This is a genomic window from Citrobacter sp. wls615, assembly GCF_005281355.1.
Lineage (GTDB): Bacteria > Pseudomonadota > Gammaproteobacteria > Enterobacterales > Enterobacteriaceae > Citrobacter > Citrobacter werkmanii.
Genome location: NZ_SZXM01000065.1, coordinates 65,221 through 89,508 on the forward strand (window position 1 = coordinate 65,221; position 24,288 = coordinate 89,508).

The 24,288-nt window shown below is 53.5% G+C and carries 23 protein-coding genes and 1 tRNA gene; 8 read left to right on the forward strand and 16 right to left on the reverse strand.

The window, feature by feature from the left end; genetic code table 11:
- Window positions 1-35: 35 nt before the first annotated feature.
- The 3 genes from rho to trxA all read right to left on the reverse strand — a co-directional run bounded on the left by rho (window position 36) and on the right by trxA (window position 1,963).
- Window positions 36-1,295, reverse strand: coding sequence for a transcription termination factor Rho (gene rho / locus FDX04_RS18150; protein ID WP_002437993.1), 1,260 nt, complete (start codon window positions 1,293-1,295; stop codon window positions 36-38).
- Between the two features lie 78 nt (window positions 1,296-1,373).
- Window positions 1,374-1,475 carry a rho operon leader peptide gene (locus tag FDX04_RS18155; RefSeq protein WP_110496374.1) on the reverse strand — a complete coding sequence of 34 codons (102 nt, stop codon included), beginning with the start codon at window positions 1,473-1,475 and terminating at the stop codon, window positions 1,374-1,376.
- Between the two features lie 158 nt (window positions 1,476-1,633).
- Window positions 1,634-1,963: a thioredoxin TrxA gene (gene trxA / locus FDX04_RS18160; RefSeq protein WP_001280776.1), complete on the reverse strand. Its 330-nt coding sequence runs from the start codon at window positions 1,961-1,963 to the stop codon at window positions 1,634-1,636.
- Window positions 1,964-2,094: 131 nt separating this feature from the next.
- On the opposite strand from trxA, the gene rhlB reads away from it, so the two are divergent.
- Together rhlB and gppA are read left to right on the forward strand one after the other, a co-directional pair.
- Complete coding sequence (gene rhlB, locus FDX04_RS18165) at window positions 2,095-3,363, forward strand: ATP-dependent RNA helicase RhlB (RefSeq protein WP_137361410.1); 1,269 nt, start codon at window positions 2,095-2,097, stop codon at window positions 3,361-3,363.
- A gap of 136 nt (window positions 3,364-3,499) precedes the next feature.
- Window positions 3,500-4,981 carry a guanosine-5'-triphosphate,3'-diphosphate diphosphatase gene (gene gppA, locus FDX04_RS18170; RefSeq protein WP_042314061.1) on the forward strand — a complete coding sequence of 494 codons (1,482 nt, stop codon included), beginning with the start codon at window positions 3,500-3,502 and terminating at the stop codon, window positions 4,979-4,981.
- A gap of 37 nt (window positions 4,982-5,018) precedes the next feature.
- Here gppA and rep read toward each other — a convergent pair whose 3' ends face one another.
- From rep to FDX04_RS18190, 4 genes are all read right to left on the reverse strand, one after another.
- Window positions 5,019-7,043 (reverse strand): DNA helicase Rep, encoded by a 2,025-nt coding sequence (gene rep, locus FDX04_RS18175; protein ID WP_061381060.1) that lies wholly within the window; start codon window positions 7,041-7,043, stop codon window positions 5,019-5,021.
- Window positions 7,044-7,146: 103 nt separating this feature from the next.
- Window positions 7,147-7,875 (reverse strand): nicotinamide riboside transporter PnuC, encoded by a 729-nt coding sequence (gene pnuC, locus FDX04_RS18180; protein ID WP_137361411.1) that lies wholly within the window; start codon window positions 7,873-7,875, stop codon window positions 7,147-7,149.
- Entirely contained in the window at window positions 7,875-8,624 is a 750-nt protein-coding gene (locus tag FDX04_RS18185; RefSeq protein ID WP_170972945.1) for a nucleoside phosphorylase, read from the reverse strand. Before FDX04_RS18185 ends, pnuC begins: the two co-directional genes overlap by 1 nt.
- 25 nt (window positions 8,625-8,649) lie before the next feature.
- Entirely contained in the window at window positions 8,650-9,354 is a 705-nt protein-coding gene (locus FDX04_RS18190) for a Crp/Fnr family transcriptional regulator (protein ID WP_137350204.1), read from the reverse strand.
- A 194-nt stretch (window positions 9,355-9,548) separates the two neighbouring features.
- Between FDX04_RS18190 and ppiC (FDX04_RS18195) the strand changes: the two genes are divergently transcribed.
- Both ppiC (FDX04_RS18195) and ppiC (FDX04_RS18200) read left to right on the forward strand, forming a co-directional pair.
- Window positions 9,549-9,830, forward strand: coding sequence for a peptidylprolyl isomerase PpiC (gene ppiC, locus FDX04_RS18195; protein ID WP_061381061.1), 282 nt, complete (start codon window positions 9,549-9,551; stop codon window positions 9,828-9,830).
- Between the two features lie 49 nt (window positions 9,831-9,879).
- Window positions 9,880-10,161 (forward strand): peptidylprolyl isomerase PpiC, encoded by a 282-nt coding sequence (ppiC, locus tag FDX04_RS18200; protein WP_003017999.1) that lies wholly within the window; start codon window positions 9,880-9,882, stop codon window positions 10,159-10,161.
- 51 nt (window positions 10,162-10,212) lie between these two features.
- On the opposite strand, the gene ilvC is transcribed toward ppiC (FDX04_RS18200), so the two are convergent.
- Window positions 10,213-11,688, reverse strand: coding sequence for a ketol-acid reductoisomerase (gene ilvC, locus FDX04_RS18205; RefSeq protein ID WP_137371310.1), 1,476 nt, complete (start codon window positions 11,686-11,688; stop codon window positions 10,213-10,215).
- Between the two features lie 164 nt (window positions 11,689-11,852).
- On the opposite strand from ilvC, the gene ilvY reads away from it, so the two are divergent.
- Complete coding sequence (ilvY, locus tag FDX04_RS18210; protein WP_137361412.1) at window positions 11,853-12,755, forward strand: HTH-type transcriptional activator IlvY; 903 nt, start codon at window positions 11,853-11,855, stop codon at window positions 12,753-12,755.
- Window positions 12,756-12,930: 175 nt separating this feature from the next.
- Window positions 12,931-14,124: an enoyl-ACP reductase FabV gene (gene fabV, locus FDX04_RS18215; protein WP_042314082.1), complete on the forward strand. Its 1,194-nt coding sequence runs from the start codon at window positions 12,931-12,933 to the stop codon at window positions 14,122-14,124.
- Between the two features lie 62 nt (window positions 14,125-14,186).
- Here fabV and ilvA read toward each other — a convergent pair whose 3' ends face one another.
- The 6 genes from ilvA to ilvL form a co-directional block, all read right to left on the reverse strand.
- A complete protein-coding gene (ilvA, locus tag FDX04_RS18220; protein WP_137361413.1) occupies window positions 14,187-15,731 on the reverse strand; it encodes a threonine ammonia-lyase, biosynthetic in 1,545 nt (514 codons plus the stop codon).
- Between the two features lie 5 nt (window positions 15,732-15,736).
- Window positions 15,737-17,587 carry a dihydroxy-acid dehydratase gene (gene ilvD / locus FDX04_RS18225; RefSeq protein WP_137361414.1) on the reverse strand — a complete coding sequence of 617 codons (1,851 nt, stop codon included), beginning with the start codon at window positions 17,585-17,587 and terminating at the stop codon, window positions 15,737-15,739.
- A 158-nt stretch (window positions 17,588-17,745) separates the two neighbouring features.
- Window positions 17,746-18,675: a branched-chain amino acid transaminase gene (locus FDX04_RS18230; protein ID WP_003829030.1), complete on the reverse strand. Its 930-nt coding sequence runs from the start codon at window positions 18,673-18,675 to the stop codon at window positions 17,746-17,748.
- Window positions 18,676-18,692: 17 nt separating this feature from the next.
- Window positions 18,693-18,956, reverse strand: coding sequence for an acetolactate synthase 2 small subunit (gene ilvM, locus FDX04_RS18235; protein ID WP_137361415.1), 264 nt, complete (start codon window positions 18,954-18,956; stop codon window positions 18,693-18,695).
- Entirely contained in the window at window positions 18,953-20,599 is a 1,647-nt protein-coding gene (gene ilvG / locus FDX04_RS18240; RefSeq protein ID WP_137371311.1) for an acetolactate synthase 2 catalytic subunit, read from the reverse strand. The genes ilvM and ilvG overlap by 4 nt, the downstream gene beginning before the upstream one ends.
- A gap of 139 nt (window positions 20,600-20,738) precedes the next feature.
- Complete coding sequence (gene ilvL, locus FDX04_RS18245) at window positions 20,739-20,837, reverse strand: ilv operon leader peptide (protein WP_001311244.1); 99 nt, start codon at window positions 20,835-20,837, stop codon at window positions 20,739-20,741.
- Window positions 20,838-21,189: 352 nt separating this feature from the next.
- On the opposite strand from ilvL, the gene FDX04_RS18250 reads away from it, so the two are divergent.
- On the forward strand, window positions 21,190-22,710 hold the full coding sequence (locus FDX04_RS18250; protein WP_061381063.1) for a YifB family Mg chelatase-like AAA ATPase: 1,521 nt from the start codon (window positions 21,190-21,192) through the stop codon (window positions 22,708-22,710).
- A 24-nt stretch (window positions 22,711-22,734) separates the two neighbouring features.
- On the opposite strand, the gene maoP is transcribed toward FDX04_RS18250, so the two are convergent.
- On the reverse strand, window positions 22,735-23,073 hold the full coding sequence (maoP, locus tag FDX04_RS18255; RefSeq protein ID WP_003018025.1) for a macrodomain Ori organization protein MaoP: 339 nt from the start codon (window positions 23,071-23,073) through the stop codon (window positions 22,735-22,737).
- Between the two features lie 106 nt (window positions 23,074-23,179).
- Here maoP and hdfR point away from each other — a divergent pair, with 106 nt between their 5' ends.
- Complete coding sequence (hdfR, locus tag FDX04_RS18260) at window positions 23,180-24,025, forward strand: HTH-type transcriptional regulator HdfR (protein ID WP_137365762.1); 846 nt, start codon at window positions 23,180-23,182, stop codon at window positions 24,023-24,025.
- A 97-nt stretch (window positions 24,026-24,122) separates the two neighbouring features.
- Here the strand turns inward: hdfR and FDX04_RS18265 are convergent.
- Window positions 24,123-24,198 (reverse strand) — tRNA-Trp (locus FDX04_RS18265).
- Window positions 24,199-24,288: the final 90 nt, after the last annotated feature.

The window sequence follows — 24,288 nt, forward strand, 5'->3', positions numbered from 1 at the left end:
ACGTAAAAACGTGGCGTTTTCAGATGATGCCAGGATCAGGAACGCTTCATCATGTCGAAGAAGTCGTCGTTGGTCTTGGTCATCGCCAGCTTATTAATAAGGAATTCCATGGCGTCGATTTCACCCATCGGATGGATGATTTTGCGCAGGATCCACATTTTCTGCAGCTCTTCCTGGGTGGTGAGCAGCTCTTCTTTACGGGTACCGGAACGGTTGTAGTCGATAGCCGGGAAGACGCGTTTTTCCGCAATCTTACGAGAGAGGTGCAGTTCCATGTTGCCGGTACCTTTAAACTCTTCGTAGATAACTTCATCCATTTTAGAGCCGGTATCGATCAGCGCAGTTGCGATGATGGTCAGGCTGCCGCCCTCTTCCACGTTACGCGCAGCACCAAAGAAACGCTTCGGACGGTGCAGGGCGTTAGCGTCCACACCACCGGTCAGCACTTTACCGGAAGCCGGAACCACGGTGTTATAAGCACGCGCCAGACGGGTGATGGAGTCGAGCAGAATGATAACGTCTTTCTTGTGTTCAACCAGGCGTTTTGCCTTCTCGATGACCATTTCCGCAACCTGAACGTGACGGGATGCTGGTTCATCAAAAGTAGACGCAACCACTTCACCTTTCACCAGACGCTGCATCTCGGTTACTTCTTCCGGACGTTCGTCAATCAGCAGCACCATCAGCACACAGTCTGGATGGTTGTATGCAATGCTCTGCGCGATATTCTGCAGCAGCATGGTTTTACCCGCTTTCGGCGGAGCAACAATCAGACCACGCTGGCCACGACCGATCGGCGATGCCAGATCCAGTACGCGCGCCGTTAAGTCTTCAGTAGAACCATTACCACGTTCCATACGCAGACGAGAGTTTGCGTGCAGCGGGGTTAAGTTCTCAAAGAGGATTTTGTTACGGGCGTTTTCCGGTTTGTCGTAGTTAACTTCGTTAACTTTCAACAGCGCAAAGTAGCGTTCACCTTCTTTCGGCGGGCGAATCTTACCAGAAATGGTATCACCAGTGCGGAGGTTGAAACGGCGGATTTGGCTGGGAGAAACGTAGATGTCATCAGGACCGGCGAGGTAGGAGCTGTCTGCAGAGCGGAGGAAACCAAATCCGTCCTGCAATATCTCCAGCACACCGTCACCAAAGATATCCTCGCCACTCTTTGCGTGCTGCTTCAGGATGGCAAAAATAATGTCCTGCTTGCGCATACGAGCCAGGTTTTCAAGGCCCATATTTTCGCCGAGAGTGATCAGCTCAGAAACCGGCGTATTCTTTAATTCGGTAAGATTCATAATGGTGTGAGTTCTTAAACTTGGGGTAAATCTCGAACTTAATGTTGTGAATGGTATGGCAGGGTCATCCATGCCTGTTTACGGCCATCGACTCATGTCTGTTCGCTGTCTGGTCACAGGAAAGTACGCAGAACTGAAACGACAAGACGGATTGAGTGATAAGGCCCTGAATCTGTCCACTTCTCGCGCGAGAAACAACGGGAAGTATGGGATGTAACCAGATTCAAACTTAATAAGGTATGTTTAATACGAAGTCAACACTAACTTAGCACGACTCAAGTCGGGCGTCCAGTCATCCGAATCAATTCGAAGTATGGTCGCCCGATCATGAGACTTCCTTACGCCAAATTCGCGTCGAGGAATTCTTTCAACTGACCTTTGGACAGTGCGCCGACTTTAGTCGCCGCTACTTCGCCGTTTTTAAACAGCAGCAGGGTCGGGATACCACGAATACCATACTTCGGCGCGGTGCCTGGGTTTTGGTCAATGTTCAGTTTAGCAACCGTCAGTTTGCCCTGATATTCGTCAGCGATTTCATCCAGAATCGGAGCGATCATTTTGCACGGACCGCACCACTCTGCCCAGAAATCAACAAGGATCGCTCCGTCCGCTTTGAGTACATCCGTGTCAAAACTGTCGTCAGTCAGGTGAATAATTTTATCGCTCATATATAACTCCACAGGAATAAGCCTGGCGTGTTGGTGTAGGCTGTTGGTGTAGCATTAACCAACTAAAGGTTGACTTTATTTCACCGGATACGCTTTCGTAAAGCAATAGTAAGCTGATATTCTACCACACTATGAGCAAAACACATTTAACAGAACAGAAGTTTTCCGACTTCGCCCTGCACCCAAAGGTGATAGAAGCCCTTGAAAATAAAGGGTTTCATAACTGCACGCCCATTCAGGCCCTCGCGCTGCCGCTAACGCTGGCAGGTCGTGATGTTGCAGGGCAGGCGCAAACCGGTACCGGAAAAACGATGGCGTTCCTGACGTCAACGTTTCATTATATTCTCTCTCATCCCGCGATTGCCGATCGCAAGGTGAACCAACCGCGTGCGTTAATTATGGCGCCAACGCGTGAGTTAGCCGTGCAGATCCACGCCGATGCCGAGCCGCTGGCACAGACCACCGGTCTGAAATTAGGCCTGGCTTATGGCGGCGACGGTTACGACAAACAGCTGAAAGTGCTGGAAAGCGGCGTCGATATTCTTATCGGCACGACCGGTCGTCTCATTGACTATGCAAAGCAGAACCACATTAACCTGGGCGCGATTCAGGTCGTGGTGCTGGATGAAGCCGATCGTATGTACGATCTGGGCTTTATTAAAGATATCCGTTGGCTGTTCCGTCGTATGCCGCCAACCACCCAACGTCTGAACATGCTGTTTTCTGCAACCCTCTCTTATCGCGTCCGCGAACTGGCGTTCGAACAGATGAATAACGCTGAGTACGTTGAAGTCGAACCGGAGCAGAAAACAGGTCACCGCATTAAAGAAGAACTCTTCTATCCTTCCAACGAAGAAAAAATGCGTTTATTGCAAACGCTGATTGAAGAAGAGTGGCCAGATCGCGCCATCGTCTTTGCTAACACCAAGCACCGTTGTGAAGATATTTGGGGCAGCCTCGCTGCGGACGGTCATCGCGTCGGCCTGTTGACCGGTGACGTGGCGCAGAAAAAACGCCTGCGTATCCTGGATGAGTTCACCCGTGGCGATCTCGACATTCTTGTTGCGACTGACGTTGCCGCGCGTGGCCTGCATATCCCAGCCGTAACGCACGTCTTTAACTATGACCTGCCGGATGACTGTGAAGATTACGTTCACCGTATCGGTCGTACGGGTCGTGCTGGCGCAAGCGGTCACTCTATCAGCCTGGCCTGCGAAGAATACGCGCTGAATTTACCTGCAATCGAGACCTATATCGGCCACTCAATTCCGGTCAGCAAGTACAACCCGGATGCGCTAATGACCGATCTGCCGAAGCCGCTGCGCCTGACGCGCCCGCGCACAGGTAATGGCCCGCGTCGTACCGGTGGCGCTCCGCGTAATCGTCGTCGTTCAGGTTAAGAAAAGCTATGCCATACACAAAATCATTCAGCCTTTATCAAGGCGGCAAGAAAACGAATCCCGATGAGCTTACAAAAGTAAGTGATTCGGGTGAGAGAACGCAGCCAACACAGATACAGGTTGAAGGATGAAGTGTATGAACTCTACCTCGTTGTATGCAGCAATCGATCTCGGCTCCAATAGTTTTCATATGCTGGTCGTACGCGAGGTGGCGGGAAGCATCCAGACGCTCACGCGTATAAAACGCAAAGTGCGTCTGGCCGCTGGACTCAACAGCGATTACGTTCTCTCCACAGAGGCGATGGAGCGCGGTTGGCAATGTCTGCGCCTGTTTGCTGAACGCCTGCAGGATATTCCTCAACCACAAATCCGCGTGGTCGCCACGGCAACATTACGCATCGCCGTAAATGCCGATGTGTTTATCGCCAAAGCGCAAGAAATCCTTGGCTGTCCTGTCCAGGTCATTAGCGGCGAAGAAGAAGCACGACTGATTTATCAGGGTGTTGCCCACACTACCGGCGGGGCCGATCAGCGTCTGGTCGTTGATATTGGCGGCGCCAGCACTGAACTGGTTACCGGCTCCGGCGCACAAACGACTTCCTTGTTTAGCCTGTCAATGGGCTGCGTCACTTGGCTCGAACGGTATTTTACCGATCGTAATCTGGCGCAGGAAAACTTCGACCAGGCCGAAAAGGCTGCGCGCGAGGTGCTGCGTCCGGTCGCTGACAAACTGCGTTTTCATGGCTGGAAAGTCTGCGTTGGTGCTTCTGGTACCGTCCAGGCGCTGCAGGAAATCATGATGGCGCAAGGCATGGATGAGCGTATCACGCTGGCGAAACTTCAGCAGCTAAAGCAGCGAGCCATTCATTGTGGTCGTCTGGAAGAGCTGGAAATTGAAGGCTTAACGCTGGAACGTGCGCTGGTTTTCCCCAGCGGGCTGGCGATCCTGATTGCCATTTTCACCGAACTGAATATTCAGTGCATGACCCTTGCTGGCGGCGCATTACGCGAAGGGCTGGTCTATGGCATGCTACATCTGGCAGTGGATCAGGATATTCGCAGCCGCACGTTACGTAATATTCAGCGTCGATTTATGGTCGATACAGAGCAAGCGCATCGCGTTGCCATGTTAGCAACTAAATTCCTCGATCAAGTGGAAAATAAGTGGCATCTGGAAGCAATTAGTCGCGAACTACTGATTAGCGCCTGCCAGCTGCATGAAATTGGGCTGAGCGTTGATTTTAAACAGGCACCACAGCATGCGGCTTATCTGGTGCGCAATCTCGATCTTCCGGGTTTTACGCCGGCGCAGAAAAAACTGTTAGCCACGCTGTTACTCAACCAGACCAATCCGGTCGATCTCTCTTCGCTCCATCAGCAAAACGCCGTGCCACCCCGCATCGCGGAGCACCTTTGCCGTTTGCTACGACTGGCGATCATTTTCGCCAGCCGTCGTCGCGATGATTTGGTGCCGGAAATTCAGCTGGATGCAAGAGATGAGCACCTGACGGTCATACTACCTGAAGGCTGGCTGGAACATCACCCGCTAGGTAAAGAGCTCATCGATCAGGAAAGTGAGTGGCAAAGCTATGTCCACTGGCCGCTGGAAGTACGTTAATCGTTGATTTGCCGGAAGGCGCTCGCGCTTATCCGGCCTACGGCTTCGCTTTTGCCTTTGCCATCATTGCCCGAATATTGGCAATACTGGCCTGCCCTTTTTGCATCCGTTCCTCAGCACTTACCACTTTACGCTCCTGTTCCCAGATAACGTCATCCTGCGGCAGTTCTAACAGGAAACGGCTCGGTTCCGGGCGTATCAGCTCACCGTACTGACGGCGTTCTTTGCACAGTGTAAAGATGAGTTCTTTCTGTGCGCGGGTAATCCCTACATAAGCCAGACGACGCTCTTCATCTATATTGTCTTCATCAATGCTGCTCTGGTGCGGCAAAAATCCTTCTTCCATTCCCACCATAAATACGTAAGGAAACTCCAGCCCTTTTGAAGCGTGCAATGTCATCAACTGCACCTGATCCAGTTCTTCTTCGCTCTCTCCACGTTCCATCATGTCACGCAGGGTAAAACGAGTAACCACCTGGGTCAGGGTCATTGGCTCTTCCAGCTCGCTGCCTTCCAGCATCTCTGTCATCCAGCTAAACAGCGTGTTGACGTTCTTCATGCGCATTTCTGCCGCTTTCGGACTCGGCGAGGTTTCATACAGCCAGGACTCGTAATCAATGCCATGGATAAGATCGCGTACGGCCGCAACGGGTTCACGCTCTGCCAGGCGCTGAATTTCACCCAACCAGTGCGTAAAGCGGGTCAGTGAATCATATCCGCGTCCGGTCAGCGTCTGGCTCAGCCCCATGTCAAAGCTGGCGGTAAACAGGCTTTTATTACGCGTCATCGCCCATTCACCCAATTTCTGCAGCGTCGCTGGGCCAATCTCGCGCTTCGGTGTATTAACGATGCGCAGGAACGCGCTGTCGTCATCCGGGTTGCTGAGTACGCGTAGATAGGCCAGCAAGTCTTTAATCTCCGGACGGGAGAAGAACGATGTCCCACCAGAAATCTTGTACGGGATACGGTTCTGCATCAGGAATTTTTCGAACACCCGCGACTGGTGGTTGCCGCGATACAGAATCGCGTAGTCCTTATACTGCGTCTTATTGACGAAGTGATGGGCGATCAGTTCACCGGTGACGCGCTCCGCTTCATGCTCTTCGTTATTGGCGCTCAATACTTTAAGCTCCGCACCATAGCCCAGCTCGGAAAAAAGCCGCTTTTCAAACACATGTGGGTTATTAGCGATGAGAATATTCGCCGCCTTCAGGATGCGCCCGGAGGAACGGTAGTTTTGCTCCAGTTTAACCACCTGCAAGGCCGGGAAATCTTTGCTCAACAGCACCAGGTTCTGCGGACGCGCGCCGCGCCAGGAGTAGATCGACTGATCGTCATCGCCCACGACGGTGAAGCGCGCCCGTTTCCCCACCAGCAACTTCACCAGCTCGTACTGGCTGGTGTTGGTATCCTGATATTCATCCACCAGCAGGTAACGAATTTTGTTCTGCCAGCGCTCGCGCACTTCTTCATTGCGCTGAAGCAGCAGCGTGGGGAGCAGGATCAGATCGTCAAAATCGAGAACGTTACACGCCTTCATATGGGCGTCATACAAACCGTAGCAGTGAGCAAAAATACGATCGCGCTCGCCCTTTGCGCTGGCTGCCGCCTGCGCCGGGGTCATCAGATCGTTTTTCCAGTTGGAGATCGTCGAGATCAGCTGTTGGAGAATAAGCTTATCGTCTTCAATTAGCCCTTCGGTCAGCTCCTTAAGCAGGGCCACCTGGTCGGTATCGTCAAACAGCGAGAAGTTCGACTTCATCCCCAGCGCCGCATATTCACGCTTAATGACATCCAGTCCCAGAGTGTGGAAAGTGGAGATCATCAACCCGCGTGCTTCTTTACGCCCCAGCGTTTGCGCCACGCGCTCTTTCATCTCGCGCGCAGCCTTGTTGGTAAAGGTCACGGCCGCAATATGTCGAGCCTGGTAGCCGCATTCACGAATCAGATGCGCGATTTTATTGGTGATAACACGCGTCTTACCGGAACCTGCGCCCGCCAGCACCAGGCAAGGTCCGGTGACGAATTCGACGGCTTGTTGTTGTCCGGGGTTCAAACGCATAGAGGATTGCTCAATCTGTAAACACGGGGAGGTGGATTGTAGCAGAAAGAGGGGGAGAAAGAGTAACTGGCTACCTCTGCGGGTAGCCAGAAAATCGGGTCAATCAGGAAGCCGTCGCGGCTAGTGGTGTATAGCCGTTGCGCTGCGCGCTCTTGATCCAGCTGTAGGATCCCATCACCGCGATTGCCGTCAGCAGGACATACTCAAGCGACATGGCGTAAACGCCCTGCACCGCGTAAATAACCACGCTAATCACGTCGATAACTACCCACAGCAGCCAGTTTTCGACGAACTTGCGCGTCATCAGTACCATGGCCGCAATCGACAATACCAGCATGGTGGAATCCCAGAACGGGAAGGCATCGGGCTGGAGGTCAGGCATAGCGACCTGCATACCAAATGTTTGCAGCAGGGCAATCATGATGCGGGTGAGCGCCGCAAACACCGGGTCGATAAACAGCGTCATCAGAACAATCGCCACCGCACAAACGCCGCCTAATGCCAGGGTTTGCTGGCGTGAAAGCCAACGTACTTTGAGCGCAGCTTCCTGTGCCTCATTTTGTCGGCTCCACGCATACCAACCGTAAATGTTAGCGGCGAAGAAAAACACCTGCAGCAACAGACTGGCATAAAGCTGAATCTGGAAAAAGATTGCTGCAAACAGCGTGACGTTAATCAAGCCAAACAGGTAATTAATGATTTTTTCCCGGCTGGCACACCAGATACATAACAGACCAAATACGGTACCAATGGCTTCAATCCACGATAGCGCATACCCGCCTTCGCCGAGAGGAATGTTGACCATCACATTGTTAATGCTAAAAAAGTCCATCACTGACCTCCTGACTGGCTGACGGAATAAATGGCGCGGAGCGCCAGGGCAATTTGCCGTTCTTCACCCTGCTGGCACAACGCGTCCTGCTGGACATAATCATTGATGCTGCTATCCAGACAACCGTTGTGGGCAACCACCACGTTGAGTAATGACGCCGTACGTAACCCTCGCAGCGCGCCGATAGTCATCAGAGCGGCGCTCTCCATATCCGCGCCCAGAACGCCGAGCGCCGACCACCGCGCGTCCAGTTCTGCTTCCCGATCGGTATAAAAACTGTCGTGGCTACGCACCAGGCCGCACACGGCGGGGATATTCATCTGGCGCGCCTGCGCCATCAGTTCCCAGGTTAACTGCGGGTCGGCGCAGGCCGGATAGCCCGTTGGCGCATAGGTACGGCTGGTCCCGTCATCCGTTACTGCGGCATGGGCAATAATCACGTCACCGAGCGCAAGATTATCCTGCAACGCCCCACAGCTACCGATACGAATCAGGGTTGTTATGCCGATCTGGCGCAGTTCTTCAATGGCAATCGCCGTAGACGGCCCACCGATCCCGGTAGAGAGCACCAAAATCTCGATGCCCTGATACCAACCTCGCGCGGCGCGAAACTCCCGGTTTTGACCAAGCTGTTCTGGGTTATCAAGAAAATTGACGATGCGGTCGACCCGCAACGGGTCTCCCGGCAGCAGCGCATAGCGTGCGCCGGTCATCTCCTTGCTTAACTGGATATGGGGTTGCAGCGACATTCTCGCGCCTCCTTCACTCTGGCGGTTATCCGATATCAGCCTCCTGCTTTAACTTTTCAGGGACTAACAACACAATGCTTTCACCATCGGTATCAATAATCTGTAACGCTTTCAGATCATGTAAAATACGATTAATACTACGGGTCGTCGCCGCCAGCTCCTCGCTGAGGTTTAGCTTATCCAACAAAATTGCGTTGGTGCCATCTTGTTGATAACGCAGCCATAACGCCTGACACACTCGCTGATGCAGCGAGTAAAGATTGTCGCTGCTGGCCTTTTTTGACAGCTGATAATATTGCTGACTAAAGAAGCGCAGCATCCGCTGGTTAAAATGGTTATCTAAGGCCAGCCAGCGGCAAAAATATTCCTGCGACAAACTCAGGAGCTGCACATGCCCTACCGCCACCACCGAACAGATGTAATGACGCGACTCAAAGATCTCGAGCTCACCCAGCATGTCGCTTTTCCGGTAGCGGGCCTGACGATAACGACGTCCATCTTCAGCCTCATAGAACACATCCACTTCACCGGCAATAATTAGTGAAAAGCGCTGACATATTTCCCCCTGCCGGCAAATAAAGTCTCCGCGCGGGATCTCTTCAAAACACCATTGCTGCATGATTTCCAGAGGGCAATATTTCAGTAATTCATAAAGCTGTGGATCGCGAACAATATCACTAAGCCCGGAAAGCCAGCCGACTGAAAATTCAGGTTTTTTCATTGTATCCATGTTATCTCGCTCCACAGCGGTAGGGACAGGACGGCTGTCCCCGACAAGAAGGAATAGGGCAGATAAAAATGTCGCTCATCTCTCGCTTCCATACATCAGGCGAGACATCTGTCCCGTGATGGCGAAGAGTATATGTTCACGGCGAAGGTGGGTGATAAAGTAACGAGATATCTTTGAGACATGAGAACAAAATAATGGCTAAGAGCGCGGCAGCCCTGCACATCCTGGTAAAAGAAGAAAAACTGGCGCTGGAGATCCTCAGCAAGCTGGAGCGCGGTATTAGCTTCGATCACCTGGCAAAACGCTACTCTCGCTGTCCATCCGGGCGCAACGGCGGCGATTTGGGTGAATTCAAACAGGGGATGATGGTGGGGCCATTTGATGCCGCCGTGTTTAGCTGTCCATTGCTTAAACCTTACGGGCCGGTCAAAACCAAATTCGGCTATCACATCATCAAGGTGCTGTATCGCCGATAAGCCATGCTAAAATCGCCAGCCTTATATATTCCCTTTTGAAGGCACGATCATGGCAAAAACAGCAGCAGCAGTGCATATCCTTGTAAAAGAAGAGAAACTGGCACTGGATCTTCTGGAGCAGATTAAAAACGGTGCCGACTTCGGCAAACTGGCTAAGAAGCATTCCATCTGCCCATCGGGCAAACGCGGCGGCGATTTAGGTGAATTCCGTCAGGGCCAGATGGTGCCGGCGTTCGACAAAGTGGTCTTCTCTTGCCCGGTGCTGGAGCCAACCGGCCCGCTGCACACCCAGTTCGGTTACCACATAATTAAAGTGCTGTACCGCAACTAATAAAAAGCCCGGTGTTTAAACACCGGGCTTTTTTATCGGATGGCGCTACGCTTATCCGGCGACTGCAATACGTTTCATATCTGTCATATAGCCACGCAGTTTCTGGCCCACTTTCTCGATAGCATGACCGCGAATGGCGTCGTTAACGTCGCGCAGTTGCGCGTTATCTACCGCGCCTTCGGCAATCGCTTTGCCCAGGTCGCCAGTCTGCAGGGTAGTCATGAACTCTTTCAGCAGCGGTACGCAAGCGTAAGAGAACAGGTAGTTACCGTATTCTGCGGTATCGGAGATAACCACGTTCATTTCGTACAGACGCTTACGGGCGATGGTGTTGGCAATCAGCGGCAGTTCGTGCAGTGATTCGTAGTAAGCGGACTCTTCGATGATGCCGGAATCGACCATGGTTTCGAACGCCAGCTCAACACCCGCTTTCACCATCGCAATCATCAGCACGCCTTTATCGAAGTACTCCTGCTCGCCGATTTTACCTTCAAACTGCGGCGCGGTTTCGAACGCGGTTTTGCCGGTCTCTTCACGCCAGGTCAGCAGTTTCTTATCGTCGTTGGCCCAGTCTGCCATCATGCCGGAAGAGAATTCGCCGGAGATGATGTCATCCATGTGTTTCTGGAACAGCGGCGCCATAATCTCTTTCAGCTGTTCGGACAGCGCGTAAGCACGCAGTTTCGCCGGGTTAGACAGACGGTCCATCATCAGGGTGATGCCGCCCTGCTTCAGCGCTTCGGTGATGGTTTCCCAGCCGAACTGAATCAGTTTTTCCGCATATGCCGGGTCGGTGCCTTCTGCCACCAGCTTGTCGAAGCACAGCAGAGAACCGGCCTGCAGCATACCACACAGAATAGTCTGCTCGCCCATCAGGTCAGATTTCACTTCCGCCACGAAAGAAGATTCCAGTACGCCCGCACGGTGACCGCCGGTGGCCGCTGCCCAGGCTTTAGCAATCGCCATGCCTTCGCCTTTCGGATCGTTTTCCGGGTGAACGGCGATCAGCGTCGGAACACCGAAACCACGTTTGTACTCTTCACGCACTTCGGTACCCGGGCACTTCGGCGCAACCATCACCACGGTGATGTCTTTACGGATCTGCTCGCCGACTTCGACGATGTTGAAACCGTGGGAGTAGCCCAGTGCCGCACCGTCTTTCATCAGCGGCTGTACAGAACGAACAACGTCGGAGTGCTGTTTGTCTGGCGTCAGGTTAACCACCAGGTCCGCCTGCGGGATCAGCTCTTCGTAGGTGCCTACTTTGAAGCCGTTTTCGGTCGCTTTACGCCAGGAAGCACGCTTCTCAGCGATTGCTTCTTTACGCAGGGCATAGGAAATATCCAGACCGGAGTCACGCATGTTCAGGCCCTGGTTCAGACCCTGAGCGCCACAGCCGACGATGACCACTTTTTTACCCTGAAGGTAGCTCGCGCCGTCGGCGAATTCGTCGCGGCCCGTAAAGCGGCATTTACCCAGCTGCGCCAGCTGCTGGCGCAGATTCAGTGTATTAAAGTAGTTAGCCATGATGGTGTACTCCGTGATGTTGTGTTGTGGTGCTTATTATTCGGTTCGCAGATTTGTATTTGCGAGATTGAATCCACATTACAACAGGAAATTTATTGCGGAAATTGATATATTCACAACGTCACGTTGCAATTTCTGCAACGTAAAACCGTGAGGTGAAATCGGTGGATTTACGCGATCTGAAAACCTTCCTGCATCTGGCGGAAAGCCGCCACTTTGGCCGCAGCGCGCGGGCGATGCACGTCAGTCCCTCCACGCTTTCCCGGCAAATTCAGCGGCTGGAAGAGGACCTCGGTCAGGCGCTGTTTGTGCGTGATAACCGCACGGTCACGCTGACCGAAGCAGGGGAAGAACTGCGGGTATTTGCCCAGCAAACGTTGTTGCAGTATCAGCAACTGCGCCACACCCTCGATCAGCAAGGACCATCACTTTCTGGTGAACTGCACATTTTCTGTTCGGTGACCGCGGCGTACAGCCACCTGCCGCCGATCCTCGACCGCTTCCGCGCCGAGCATCCCTCCGTCGAAATTAAGCTCACCACCGGCGACGCCGCCGACGCGATGGATAAAGTGGTCTCCGGCGAGGCCGATCTGGCGATTGCCGGTAAGCCGGAAACGCTGCCCGGTGCGGTGGCGTTTTCCATGCTGGAGAATCTGGCAGTGGTGCTGATCGCCCCGGCGCTGCCCTGCCCGGTGCGCAATCAGGTGTCGGTCGATAAGCCCGACTGGTCGACGGTGCCGTTTATCATGGCCGACCAGGGGCCGGTACGCCGTCGCATTGAGCTGTGGTTCCGTCGCCACAAAATCAGTAACCCGCAGATTTACGCCACCGTCGGCGGTCATGAGGCGATGGTCTCAATGGTGGCGCTCGGCTGCGGCGTGGCGCTGCTGCCGGAAGTTGTGCTGGAAAACAGCCCGGAACCGGTGCGCAATCGCGTGATGATTTTAGAGCGTAGCGACGAAAAAACGCCGTTTGAACTGGGCGTCTGCGCGCCGAAAAAGCGGCTGCATGAGCCGCTGATCGATGCCTTCTGGAAGATTGTGCTGGAACGCAAAATCGCCGAGTAGCGCCAGCGTCTGGCCTAAAATCAGTGGTAGATTCAGTATTGGCACTCCTTTTCTGTATAATGTCCCGTGCCATAATAGATGTGGGGGGCTTGTTAACCATGCCGTTAAGCAAGCCAGAACAGACGGTGTCATTGCGCACTTGACAGCGAAAATACAAACTTAATTAGCCATCATTATGATAATCAAACCAAAAATTCGTGGATTCATCTGTACAACGACCCATCCGACTGGCTGCAAAGTCAATGTGGAAAAACAGATCGAGTACGTTAAGCAAAACGGGAAAATTGAGAACGGCCCTTCCCGCGTGCTGGTGATCGGTGCTTCCACCGGTTACGGCCTGGCATCCAGAATTTCCGCCGCCTTTGGCAGCGGTGCCGCCACTATCGGCGTATTTTTCGAAAAACCGGGCACGGAAACCAAACCTGGTTCCGCGGGCTGGTATAACTCTGCCGCCTTCGATGAGGCCGCAAAACGCGAAGGTCTGTATTCCAAAAGCATCAACGGCGACGCGTTCTCCGATGAGTGCCGCGACGAAGTGATCAAACTGATCAAAGAAGACCTGGGTCAGATTGATTTAGTCGTTTACTCACTGGCCTCTCCGGTGCGTAAGATGCCGAAAACCGGTGAAATCGTCCGTTCTGCACTGAAGCCAATCGGCGAGGTTTACACCTCTAAAGCGATTGATACCAACAAAGATCAGATCATCACCGCCAGCATTGAGCCGGCCACCGAAGAAGAAGTTCAGAACACCGTTACCGTCATGGGCGGCGAAGACTGGGAACTGTGGATGGGCGCGCTGAGCGAAGCGGGCGTGCTGGCTGACGGCGTGAAAACCGTGGCTTACTCCTATATCGGTACCGACCTGACCTGGCCAATCTACTGGCACGGCGCGCTGGGCAAAGCGAAAGAAGACCTCGACCGCGCGGCGGGCGAACTACGTAAGCAGCTGGCACCGCTCAACGGTTCCGCGAACGTTGCCGTCCTGAAATCCGTTATCACCCAGGCCTCTTCTGCTATTCCTGTGATGCCGCTGTACATTTCCATGGTCTTCAAGCTGATGAAAGAACAGGGGATTCACGAAGGTTGTATCGAGCAGATCAACCGTCTGATGACCACCAGCCTGTACGGCGATAAAGTGGCGCTTGATGATAATCAACGTATCCGTATGGATGACTGGGAACTGCGTGACGACATTCAGCAGGCGTGCCGTGACCTGTGGCCGCTGATCACCACCGAAAATCTGGCGCAGGAAACTGACTATGCAGGTTACAAGCAGGAATTCCTGAACCTGTTCGGTTTTGCCCTCGACGGTGTGGATTACGACGCGGACGTGAACACCGAAGTCGAATTCGAAGTCATCACGCTGTAATTCTCTGATTCAGATGTAAAAAAGGGTTCATGTTTCCATGAACCCTTTTTTTATGGCCGCCGTTAGCCCGCAAGGAAGAACCTGAACGCCGGGTTATTGGTCTCGTCGTGGCACTCATACCCCAATTCGTTGAGCCGGGTTTCGAAGTCCGGTTCGTTATCGCCCAGCTCAAACGCCGCCAGTACACGGCCATAGTCGGTACCGTGGCTACGGTAGTGGAACAGGGAAATATTCCAGTGCGTACCCAGGGTGTAGAGGAACTTCAGCAGCGCACCCGGCGATTCCGGGAACTCAAAGCTGTAGAGGCGCTCTTGCAACGGCTTAGACGGACGGCCGCCGACCATATAGCGCACGTGCAGCTTGGCCATTTCATCGTCTGACAGATCCACCACGCTGTAACCGCCGTCTTTGAGTAGGCTAAGGATTTCCTTACGCTCCTCAACGCCGCGGCTCAGCCGCACGCCCACGAAGATGCAGGCATCTTTGGCGTCAGCAAAGCGATAGTTGAACTCGGTCACCGAACGCCCGCCCAGCAGCTGGCAGAACTTCAGGAAGCTGCCCTTCTCTTCCGGGATCGTCACCGCCAGCAACGCTTCGCGTTGTTCGCCCAGCTCGCAGCGTTCGGAAACGTAGCGCAGGCCGTGGAAGTTCACGTTAGCACCGGACAGCACATGCGCCAGACGTTCGCCGCGGATGTTGTGCTGGGCGATATATTTTTTCATCCCCGCCAGCGCCAGCGCCCCGGAAGGCTCCGCCACCGCGCGTACATCTTCAAACAGGTCTTTCATCGCCGCACAGATAGCGTCGCTATCGACGGTAATAATGTCATCGAGATATTCCTGGCACAGGCGGAAGGTTTCATCGCCGATGCGTTTTACCGCGACACCTTCAGCAAAGAGACCGACGCGTGGCAGATCCACCGGATGACCGGCATCCAGCGCCGCTTTCAGGCAGGCTGAATCTTCCGCTTCGACGGCGATAACCTTGATCTGCGGCATCAGCTGTTTAATCAGCACCGCCACGCCCGCCGCTAACCCGCCACCGCCCACCGGCACAAAGACGCGGTCAAGGTGAGCATCCTGCTGAAGTAACTCCAGCGCCAGCGTGCCCTGCCCGGCAATCACCATCGGGTGATCAAACGGCGGCACCCAGGTAAAGCCCTGCTGCTGGGAAAGCTCAATCGCTTTGGCTTTGGCTTCATCAAAATTCGCGCCGTGCAACAGCACTTCACCGCCGAAACCGCGAACGGCGTCGACTTTGATATCAGCGGTCGCCGTTGGCATGACAATCAGTGCCTTCACACCTAATCGCGCAGAAGAGAACGCGACCCCCTGGGCGTGATTACCTGCAGATGCGGTAATGACGCCATGCGCTTTTTGCTCTTCGGTCAGGCCCGCCATCATCGCGTAGGCCCCGCGCAGCTTAAAGCTGTGAACAGGTTGCCTGTCTTCGCGCTTCACCAGAATCACGTTGTCGAGGCGCGAAGAGAGTTTTTCCATTTTTTGTAGCGGCGTTACCTGCGCCGCTTCGTAAACCGGCGCACGCAGCACCGCTCTGAGATACTCGGCTCCCTCAGGGGCGCCGGACAAGGGTTGTGAATCCGCCATGGTCATTAACCCCCCAGTTTCGATTTATCGCGCACCGCGCCTTTGTCGGCGCTGGTTGCCAGACTGGCATAGGCACGAAGGGCAATGGAGACCTGACGCTCGCGGTTTTTCGGCGTCCACGCCTGGTCGCCGCGGGCTTCCTGGGCTTCACGACGGGCGGCGATTTCCGCCTCGCTCAGCTGAAGCTGAATACCGCGATTCGGGATATCGATAGCGATCATGTCGCCGTCTTCGATGATCGCGATGTTGCCGCCGCTCGCCGCTTCCGGGGAAACGTGGCCGATAGACAGGCCGGAGGTACCGCCGGAGAAGCGACCATCGGTGATCAGCGCACAGGCTTTACCCAGCCCCATCGATTTCAGGAAGGTGGTTGGGTAGAGCATTTCCTGCATGCCCGGCCCGCCTTTCGGCCCTTCGTAGCGAATCACCACCACGTCGCCTTCCACCACTTTCCCGCCGAGGATCGCTTCAACCGCTTCGTCCTGGCTTTCGTAGACTTTCGCCGGGCCGGTAAATTTGAGAATGCTGTCGTCAACGCCGGCGGTTTTCACGATGCAGCCGTTTTCCGCGAAGTTGCCGTACAGTACCGCCAGACCGCCATCCTTGCTGTAAGCGTGCTCCAGCGAGCGAATACAGCCTTCGGCGCGATCGTCATCCAGCGTATCCCAACGGCAATCCTGCGAGAACGCCTGGGTGGTGCGGATGCCCGCCGGACCAGCGCGGAACATTTTTTTGACCGCTTCATCCTGGGTCACGGTGATGTCGTACTGTTCCAGCGTCTGCGGCAGAGAGAGACCAAGGACGTTTTTCACGTTGCGGTTCAGCAGCCCAGCACGATCCAGCTCGCCTAAAATACCCAAGACGCCGCCGGCGCGGTGAACGTCTTCCATATGGTATTTCTGCGTGCTTGGCGCCACTTTACACAGCTGCGGCACCTTGCGGGACAACTTGTCGATATCACTCATGGTGAAGTCGATTTCCGCTTCCTGCGCCGCCGCCAGCAGATGCAGAACGGTGTTAGTGGAACCGCCCATGGCGATATCCAGCGTCATGGCGTTCTCAAACGCCGCTTTACTGGCAATGTTACGCGGCAGCGCGGAAGCATCATCCTGCTCGTAATAACGTTTGGTCAGCTCAACGATGCGTTGACCAGCGGTGAGGAACAGCTCTTTACGGTCAGCGTGGGTCGCCAGCAGTGAGCCGTTGCCCGGCTGCGACAGGCCCAGCGCTTCGGTCAGACAGTTCATCGAGTTGGCGGTGAACATCCCGGAGCAGGAGCCGCAGGTTGGGCAGGCGGAACGTTCAACCTGCTCACTCTGCGAGTCGGAGACTTTCGGGTCCGCGCCCTGAATCATCGCGTCAACCAGGTCGAGCTTGATGATTTTGTCAGAGAGTTTGGTTTTCCCGGCTTCCATCGGGCCACCGGAAACGAAGATCACCGGAATATTCAGGCGCAGCGAGGCCATTAACATCCCGGGGGTGATTTTGTCACAGTTGGAGATGCAGACCATCGCGTCGGCACAGTGGGCGTTAACCATGTACTCAACGGAGTCGGCGATCAGCTCACGGGACGGCAGTGAATAAAGCATGCCCCCGTGGCCCATAGCGATACCGTCATCCACCGCGATGGTGTTGAACTCTTTCGCCACGCCGCCTGAGGCTTCGATTTGTTCGGCAACCAGCTTACCAAGATCGCGCAGGTGGACGTGACCCGGCACGAACTGGGTAAAGGAGTTCACGACAGCGATAATCGGCTTGCCGAAATCGGCGTCGGTCATCCCGGTGGCGCGCCACAGTGCGCGGGCGCCCGCCATATTGCGGCCGTGGGTGGTGGTGGCTGAACGATACTTAGGCATGCTTGATTAACTCCCGTCTGTCTTTCCCCTGCATACTTCACGCCGCAGGTGCGTTGGCTGCCTCGCTCACCCCAGCGACTTACTACCGTAAGCTCCTGGGACTTGCTGCGTTGCCGTCTTCCTGCAACGTGAATTATTTTAGGGAAATATTAATATTGTTATTGGTTTACTGAATCCAACCAGCCGTATTTGTCTTCCGTTTCACCGGTGAAGAGGCCAAAGAAGGCCTGCTGGATGCGTTTGGTGACCGGGCCGCAGCGGCCTTCGCCCACCTGAATACCATCGACGCTGCGTACTGGCGTGATTTCCGCCGCGGTACCGGACATAAACACTTCGTCGGCCAGGTACAGCGATTCACGGGACAGCACCTGCTCACGCACTTCGATATCAAGATCTTTCGCCAGTTTAATGATGGCATCACGGGTGATACCCGGCAGCGCGGAAGAGGTAAATGGCGGGGTAAACAGAATGCCATCTTTAACTTCAAACAGGTTTTCACCCGCGCCTTCGGAGATGTAGCCATTCACGTCCAGCGCAATACCTTCCTGATAACCATGACGACGCGCTTCGCTACCCACCAGCAACGAAGACAAATAGTTACCGCCCGCTTTAGCAGCAGTAGGGATGGTGTTCGGCGCAACGCGGTTCCAGGAAGAAACCATCGCATCGATCCCCTGTTCCAGCGCTTCTGCGCCGAGGTATGCGCCCCACGGGAACGCGGCGATGATCACATCAGTGGTGTAACCCGCTGGCGGGTTAACGCCCATCCCGACGTCGCCAACAAAAACCAGCGGACGAATATAGGCGCTGGTCAGGTTGTTTTTGCGGATTACTTCGCGGCAGGCTTCCATCAGTTCATCAACGCTCTGAGAGACTGGAAAACGGTAGATCTTGGCTGAATCACGCAGACGCTGCATATGTTCACGATGACGGAACACCACCGGCCCTTTGTGAGAATCGTAGCAACGGATGCCTTCAAATACAGAAGTACCGTAGTGCAGAGCGTGGGACATCACGTGAACCTTCGCGTCTTCCCAACGAATCATCTCGCCATTAGACCAAATGTAATCAGCTTTTTTCGTCGTCATTTTTATTCCTTTTGCGCTCAGGCGCGGATTTGTTGTGATGTGGTTGTGCTCTGGCAGATAGCAACATGTGCAACGTCTACCAGCTTACTTAACTGACTAAACAGTAAGTCGACCGACCGGGGGCTGGCAACGGTCAATTCGATATTTATATTCTGCGCATCGCTGGCGGCTGCCATATTCATGGAGCACACCAGAAAACCACGATGGCGTACCACGCGTAAAACACGTTCTAAGGTTTCCGGATTGAAACGAGCCTCAACGGCGACCTGATGATGCATCATGATAATTTCTCCAGCATTTCTGAGTTGCTGGCGCCAGGCGGCACCAGAGGCCAGACATTCTCAAGTTCGTCGATTGAGACATGAAGCAGGTATGGCCCCTCGCTGTTCAGCATGGTGTCGAGTGCCGCTTCAACCTGGTCTTTACGGGTGATGTGCTGGCCAGGTATGCCGAAGGCGCTGGCCAACATGAGGAAATCGGGGTTATCGGTAAGGGTGGTTTCGCTATAACGTTCCTGGAAAAACAGTTGCTGCCATTGTCGCACCATGCCTAAGCGCTGGTTGTCGAGTAAGACTATCTTCAGCGGTAACTGCTTACGCTTCACGGTGCCCAGCTCTTGCACATTCATCATGAAAGAGCCGTCACCGGAGATACAGATAACCGTATCATTCGGGCGCGCGACCTGAGCACCCACGGCGGCAGGCAGGCCAAAGCCCATCGTACCCAAACCGCTGGAGGTGATGAAATTTTCCGGGCGGGTATAGGTCATATGCTGTGCTGACCACATCTGATGCTGACCAACATCCGTCGTCACCACGCTATCTGCAGGTTTGCGTTCTGACAGCTGTTTTAACAACAGCGGCGCGTAGATAGCGTCACCCGGATGATCATAACGCCAGGCATGTTCTGCGCGCAGCTCTGCACAGGACTGACGCCATGCGTCAATCTTCAGCGGTTGTTGTAATGCCGGCAACAGCGAATTTAAATCGCCCTGCAACGCGACGTGTGCCTGACGCAGTTTGTTCATTTCCGCCGGGTCGATATCCATATGGATAACGCTGGCGTTAGGAGCGAAAGTATTCAGCTTACCGGTTACCCGGTCATCAAAACGTGCGCCCACTGCGATCAGTAAATCACTTTCTTGCACCGCGAAATTCGCCGCTTTAGTACCGTGCATTCCCAGCATGCCCAAATAGTACGGATAGTCAGCGTTTACTGCGCCCAGGCCTTTCAGCGTGCAGGCAACTGGCATTTGGGTAAGCGCAATAAACTCACGCAGAGCAGAGACCGCCTGCGCCATACCCACGCCACCACCTACGTACAGGATGGGTTTTTGCGCCTGAGCCAGCATTTTACGCGCCTGCTCAACGTCAGCATGCGGGAGAGTCTCTACGTTTCCGACGGTCGTGAAATATGGTTCCAGCGTACCGCTGGCTAACTGGATGTCTTTCGGGATATCGACCAGAACGGGGCCCGGACGACCAGAGTTCGCCACGTCGAAAGCTTCTGCCATGATGCGCGGCAGTTCCTCCAGTGACTGCACCAGGAAACTGTGTTTGGTGCAAGACAGAGACATACCGAGAACGTCCACTTCCTGGAACGCATCCGTTCCGATGAAAGGTGATGCAACCTGGCCGGTGATCGCCACAACGGGGACAGAATCCAACAACGCATCGGCAAGGCCGGTGATCAGGTTGGTAGCACCAGGGCCTGAAGTGGCGATACACACGCCGGTTTTACCGGTCGCACGGGCATAGCCAATCGCCGCCATCGCTGCGCCCTGCTCGTGTCGGCACAACAGGTGTTCTACGCCGCCGTCATATAACGCATCATAAACCGGCATGATTGCGCCACCGGGATAACCAAAGACGGTTTGAACCCCTTGTGCACGCAACGCATGTACCACCCACTGTGCCCCATTCATAGTTACATCCCCGCCGTAAATCTTGAGAAACAGAATTTTATGCTGATACTCACTTTCTGCTCCTCGTGTATGTTTTTAAGGTCAAAAAAAACCCCCGGACCTTTCGGTGCGGGGGTCTTAGTTCGTTAAGGCTTGTTTTCTAAGCCTTTCCTCGTCCAAGTGCAGCCCCGCACGGTGGGATAATAATCACCACCACGCTAATCACGACCAGGCTAATCACTCGTAGAAGGGCTGTCATTTTTATATTTTCTTGCATCTTGTTCGAAGGAATACCTAAAGAGTTACCATAGAATTTGCAAATAACACAAGAATTTTTTTCATTCGTTTTTCTGACCCCGGTAACGGTTTTGATAAATCGCCTTGTTTTCTATATAAAAAATTAAAAAATGAAAATATTTCACGTTTCAGGTCACTCTTGAGCACACACTCCCCCCAGCGACACCTTACAAATACGTTTGCGAGCGTTATTCCTGGTTTCATGCAAAAGATTTAATTTGCAAAAAAAATACGTGAATCAGCATCTAAAAGCCGCAATCAAGTTAAATCTTGCCGCGATACATTGCCGCATAATGCCTTCATCAGGAGGAGTTATGTCACTATCGATTGTTCACACCCGCGCTGCGCTTGGCGTGAATGCGCCAGCCATTACCATTGAGGTACATATCAGCAATGGTCTGCCTGGTTTAACCATGGTGGGATTGCCAGAAACTACGGTGAAAGAGGCCCGCGATCGGGTTCGTAGTGCGATTATTAATAGTGGTTATGAATTCCCGGCCAAGAAGATAACCATTAACCTCGCTCCTGCCGATCTTCCCAAAGAAGGAGGACGATATGATTTGCCTATCGCAGTGGCGCTTCTGGCCGCTTCTGAGCAGCTTACAGCCCATAATCTCGATACCTACGAGCTGGTAGGTGAATTAGCGCTTACAGGCACGCTACGCGGCGTTCCAGGAGCGATTTCAAGCGCAACCGAAGCAATACGCGCAGGCAGGAGAATTATTGTCGCAAAAGAGAATGCCGCTGAAGTCGGACTAATACATGGTGAAGGGTGTCTGATTGCCGATCACCTACAGTCCGTATGCGCATTTCTCGAAGGGAAGCATGATTTAGACAGACCGTTATCTGCAGACTTCACGCCAGAGCCATTAGCCGATGATCTGAGCGATGTCATCGGTCAGGAACAAGGCAAACGCGGGCTGGAGCTCACTGCGGCTGGCGGTCACAACCTGCTGCTTATCGGCCCTCCGGGGACGGGAAAGACCATGCTGGCCAGTCGCCTCAGAGGGCTGCTTCCGCCTCTTAGCAACGATGAGGCACTGGAAAGTGCTGCGATACTCAGCCTGGTCAATTCCGCTACGATACAAAAACAGTGGAAGCAGCGCCCTTTTCGCTCACCGCATCACAGTGCTTCGTTAACCGCTATGGTAGGCGGTGGGTCTATTCCTGCGCCGGGAGAGATCTCTCTGGCGCATAACGGCATACTATTTCTGGACGAATTACCTGAGTTTGAGCGGCGCACGTTGGATGCCCTGCGTGAACCTATCGAGTCCGGGCAAATCCATTTATCCCGCACTCGGGCTAAAATAACCTACCCTGCGCGCTTTCAACTCATTGCTGCAATGAATCCCAGCCCAACGGGTCATTATCAGGGGAACCATAACCGCTGCACCCCAGAGCAGACGCTGCGTTACCTCAACCGATTATCAGGACCGTTTCTTGACCGTTTCGATCTCTCCCTCGAAATCCCTTTGCCTCCGCCCGGCATACTCAGCCAGAGCGCAGTGAAAGGGGAAGATAGCGCCACGGTGAAGCAACGCGTTATCGCCGCACAAGAGCGTCAGTATCGGCGACAAAATAAGTTAAACGCGCATCTGGGCAGTCAGGATATACATGAATATTGCCAACTTCGCAGTGATGATGCGCAGTGGCTTGAAGAGGCATTGGCACATCTCGGATTATCTATCCGCGCGTGGCTGCGATTGATAAAGGTCGCCCGAACCATTGCGGATCTCGAGCAATGTGACCATATTACCCGTCAGCATTTGCAGGAGGCCATTGGGTATAGGGCGATCGACAGGTTACTCATTCATTTGCAGAAACTACTGACATAAAAAAAGGGCTTTCGCCCTTTTTTATTAATCATCAGATTCGGTGTAGTCTTCTGCACCTTCTACCTGAGGTTTCCCACCAGACAGCGTGTGGAAACGTTTTGGACGCTTAATACGCGTCATATACTTAGACCACACGCGTTCAGCTTCGGTAACCGGTTCACGTTCACCACGGCATACCGCAACAAACAGTTTTTCTTCTTCCGTTACCGGCTCACGTTTGCCCAGATCCAGCTCGTTGAAAGCATAACCGTGACGCTCAAGCAGTTGTGCTTCTTTAATGGTGAAATCACCATGACGGGAGAATCCACGGGGATAATATTTATTGTCGAAATATCGATTAGTCGTCGTAAAGCTTTCCGCCATCCTGCACGCTCCTAATTCTTTGGCCGAGCTATTTATGGCGCGGAGTATTAGTTACGCTTGACAGAGCGTCAAACAAAAGATTTAAATCATCACGACAAATAATTTTATGGAGCGAGTTGTGGATACGGAATTGTTAAAAACTTTCCTGGAGGTTAGCCGGACACGCCACTTTGGCAGGGCTGCTGAAGCGCTCTATCTGACCCAATCAGCGGTTAGTTTTCGGATCAGACAACTGGAAAATCAATTGGGTGTAAATCTGTTCACCCGACACAGAAACAATATCCGTTTAACCGCGGCGGGTGAGAAATTATTACCTTACGCTGAAACGCTGATGAATACGTGGCAAGCAGCACGCAAGGAGGTCGCGAATACCTCGCGGCATAACGAGTTTTCAATTGGTGCCAGCGCATCCCTTTGGGAATGTATGCTTAATGACTGGTTGAGGCGTTTGTATCAGTCACAGGAGCCACAAACCAGCCTGCAGTTTGAAGCGAGAATCGCTCAACGACAGTCGTTAGTAAAGCAGCTACATGAACGACAGCTTGATCTACTGATCACCACCGAAACGCCCAAAATGGACGAATTTAGCAGCCAACTGTTGGGATATTTCACGCTGGCGCTCTATTGCAGTTCACCTTCGCAAACCAAAGATGAACTGAATTACCTACGCCTGGAATGGGGACCCGATTTTCAACAACACGAAGCGGGACTGATCGCGGGAGATGAAGTGCCGGTTCTGACCACCAGTTCAGCAGAACTGGCCAGGCAGCAACTTTCTGTCCTTAAAGGCTTTAGTTGGTTGCCCGTTAACTGGGCTAAAACAAAAAACGATCTACACACGGTTACCGACAGCACAACACTGTCACGCCCTTTATATGCAGTCTGGCTGCAAAACAGCGACAAGCACGCACTTATTTGCGATCTGCTAAGAACAAGTATTCTGGAAGATTAGAAAGCACTGGCAAGGATGCCAGAAGTAATACAGCAGAAAGGAATAGCTCAAATTGCAGATAAAAAAAATCCTTAGCAAGAATGCTAAGGATTGTTTCTGGCAGGGGCGGAGAGACTCGAACTCGCGACACCCGGTTTTGGAGACCGGTGCTCTACCAACTGAGCTACGCCCCTAAATTTTTTTATCATTAAGCCTGCTTAGTAGCAGGCTTAATTTTCTAATAAGTGGCGGAACGGACGGGACTCGAACCCGCGACCCCCTGC

Coding starts and splice junctions, on each gene's coding strand:
- rep (WP_061381060.1), bottom strand. CDS start 7,043: ATGCGTTTGAACCCCGGACAACAACAAGCCGTCGAATTCGTCACCGGA.
- ilvD (WP_137361414.1), bottom strand. CDS start 17,587: ATGCCTAAGTATCGTTCAGCCACCACCACCCACGGCCGCAATATGGCG.
- FDX04_RS18190 (WP_137350204.1), bottom strand. CDS start 9,354: ATGGATACAATGAAAAAACCTGAATTTTCAGTCGGCTGGCTTTCCGGG.
- ilvM (WP_137361415.1), bottom strand. CDS start 18,956: ATGATGCATCATCAGGTCGCCGTTGAGGCTCGTTTCAATCCGGAAACC.
- ilvG (WP_137371311.1), bottom strand. CDS start 20,599: ATGAATGGGGCACAGTGGGTGGTACATGCGTTGCGTGCACAAGGGGTT.
- maoP (WP_003018025.1), bottom strand. CDS start 23,073: ATGGCGGAAAGCTTTACGACGACTAATCGATATTTCGACAATAAATAT.
- FDX04_RS18250 (WP_061381063.1), top strand. CDS start 21,190: ATGTCACTATCGATTGTTCACACCCGCGCTGCGCTTGGCGTGAATGCG.
- FDX04_RS18185 (WP_170972945.1), bottom strand. CDS start 8,624: ATGTCGCTGCAACCCCATATCCAGTTAAGCAAGGAGATGACCGGCGCA.
- fabV (WP_042314082.1), top strand. CDS start 12,931: ATGATAATCAAACCAAAAATTCGTGGATTCATCTGTACAACGACCCAT.
- trxA (WP_001280776.1), bottom strand. CDS start 1,963: ATGAGCGATAAAATTATTCACCTGACTGACGACAGTTTTGACACGGAT.
- ppiC (WP_061381061.1), top strand. CDS start 9,549: ATGGCTAAGAGCGCGGCAGCCCTGCACATCCTGGTAAAAGAAGAAAAA.
- ppiC (WP_003017999.1), top strand. CDS start 9,880: ATGGCAAAAACAGCAGCAGCAGTGCATATCCTTGTAAAAGAAGAGAAA.
- gppA (WP_042314061.1), top strand. CDS start 3,500: ATGAACTCTACCTCGTTGTATGCAGCAATCGATCTCGGCTCCAATAGT.
- hdfR (WP_137365762.1), top strand. CDS start 23,180: ATGGAGCGAGTTGTGGATACGGAATTGTTAAAAACTTTCCTGGAGGTT.
- rho (WP_002437993.1), bottom strand. CDS start 1,295: ATGAATCTTACCGAATTAAAGAATACGCCGGTTTCTGAGCTGATCACT.
- FDX04_RS18230 (WP_003829030.1), bottom strand. CDS start 18,675: ATGACGACGAAAAAAGCTGATTACATTTGGTCTAATGGCGAGATGATT.
- pnuC (WP_137361411.1), bottom strand. CDS start 7,875: ATGGACTTTTTTAGCATTAACAATGTGATGGTCAACATTCCTCTCGGC.
- ilvL (WP_001311244.1), bottom strand. CDS start 20,837: ATGACAGCCCTTCTACGAGTGATTAGCCTGGTCGTGATTAGCGTGGTG.
- rhlB (WP_137361410.1), top strand. CDS start 2,095: ATGAGCAAAACACATTTAACAGAACAGAAGTTTTCCGACTTCGCCCTG.
- ilvA (WP_137361413.1), bottom strand. CDS start 15,731: ATGGCGGATTCACAACCCTTGTCCGGCGCCCCTGAGGGAGCCGAGTAT.
- ilvC (WP_137371310.1), bottom strand. CDS start 11,688: ATGGCTAACTACTTTAATACACTGAATCTGCGCCAGCAGCTGGCGCAG.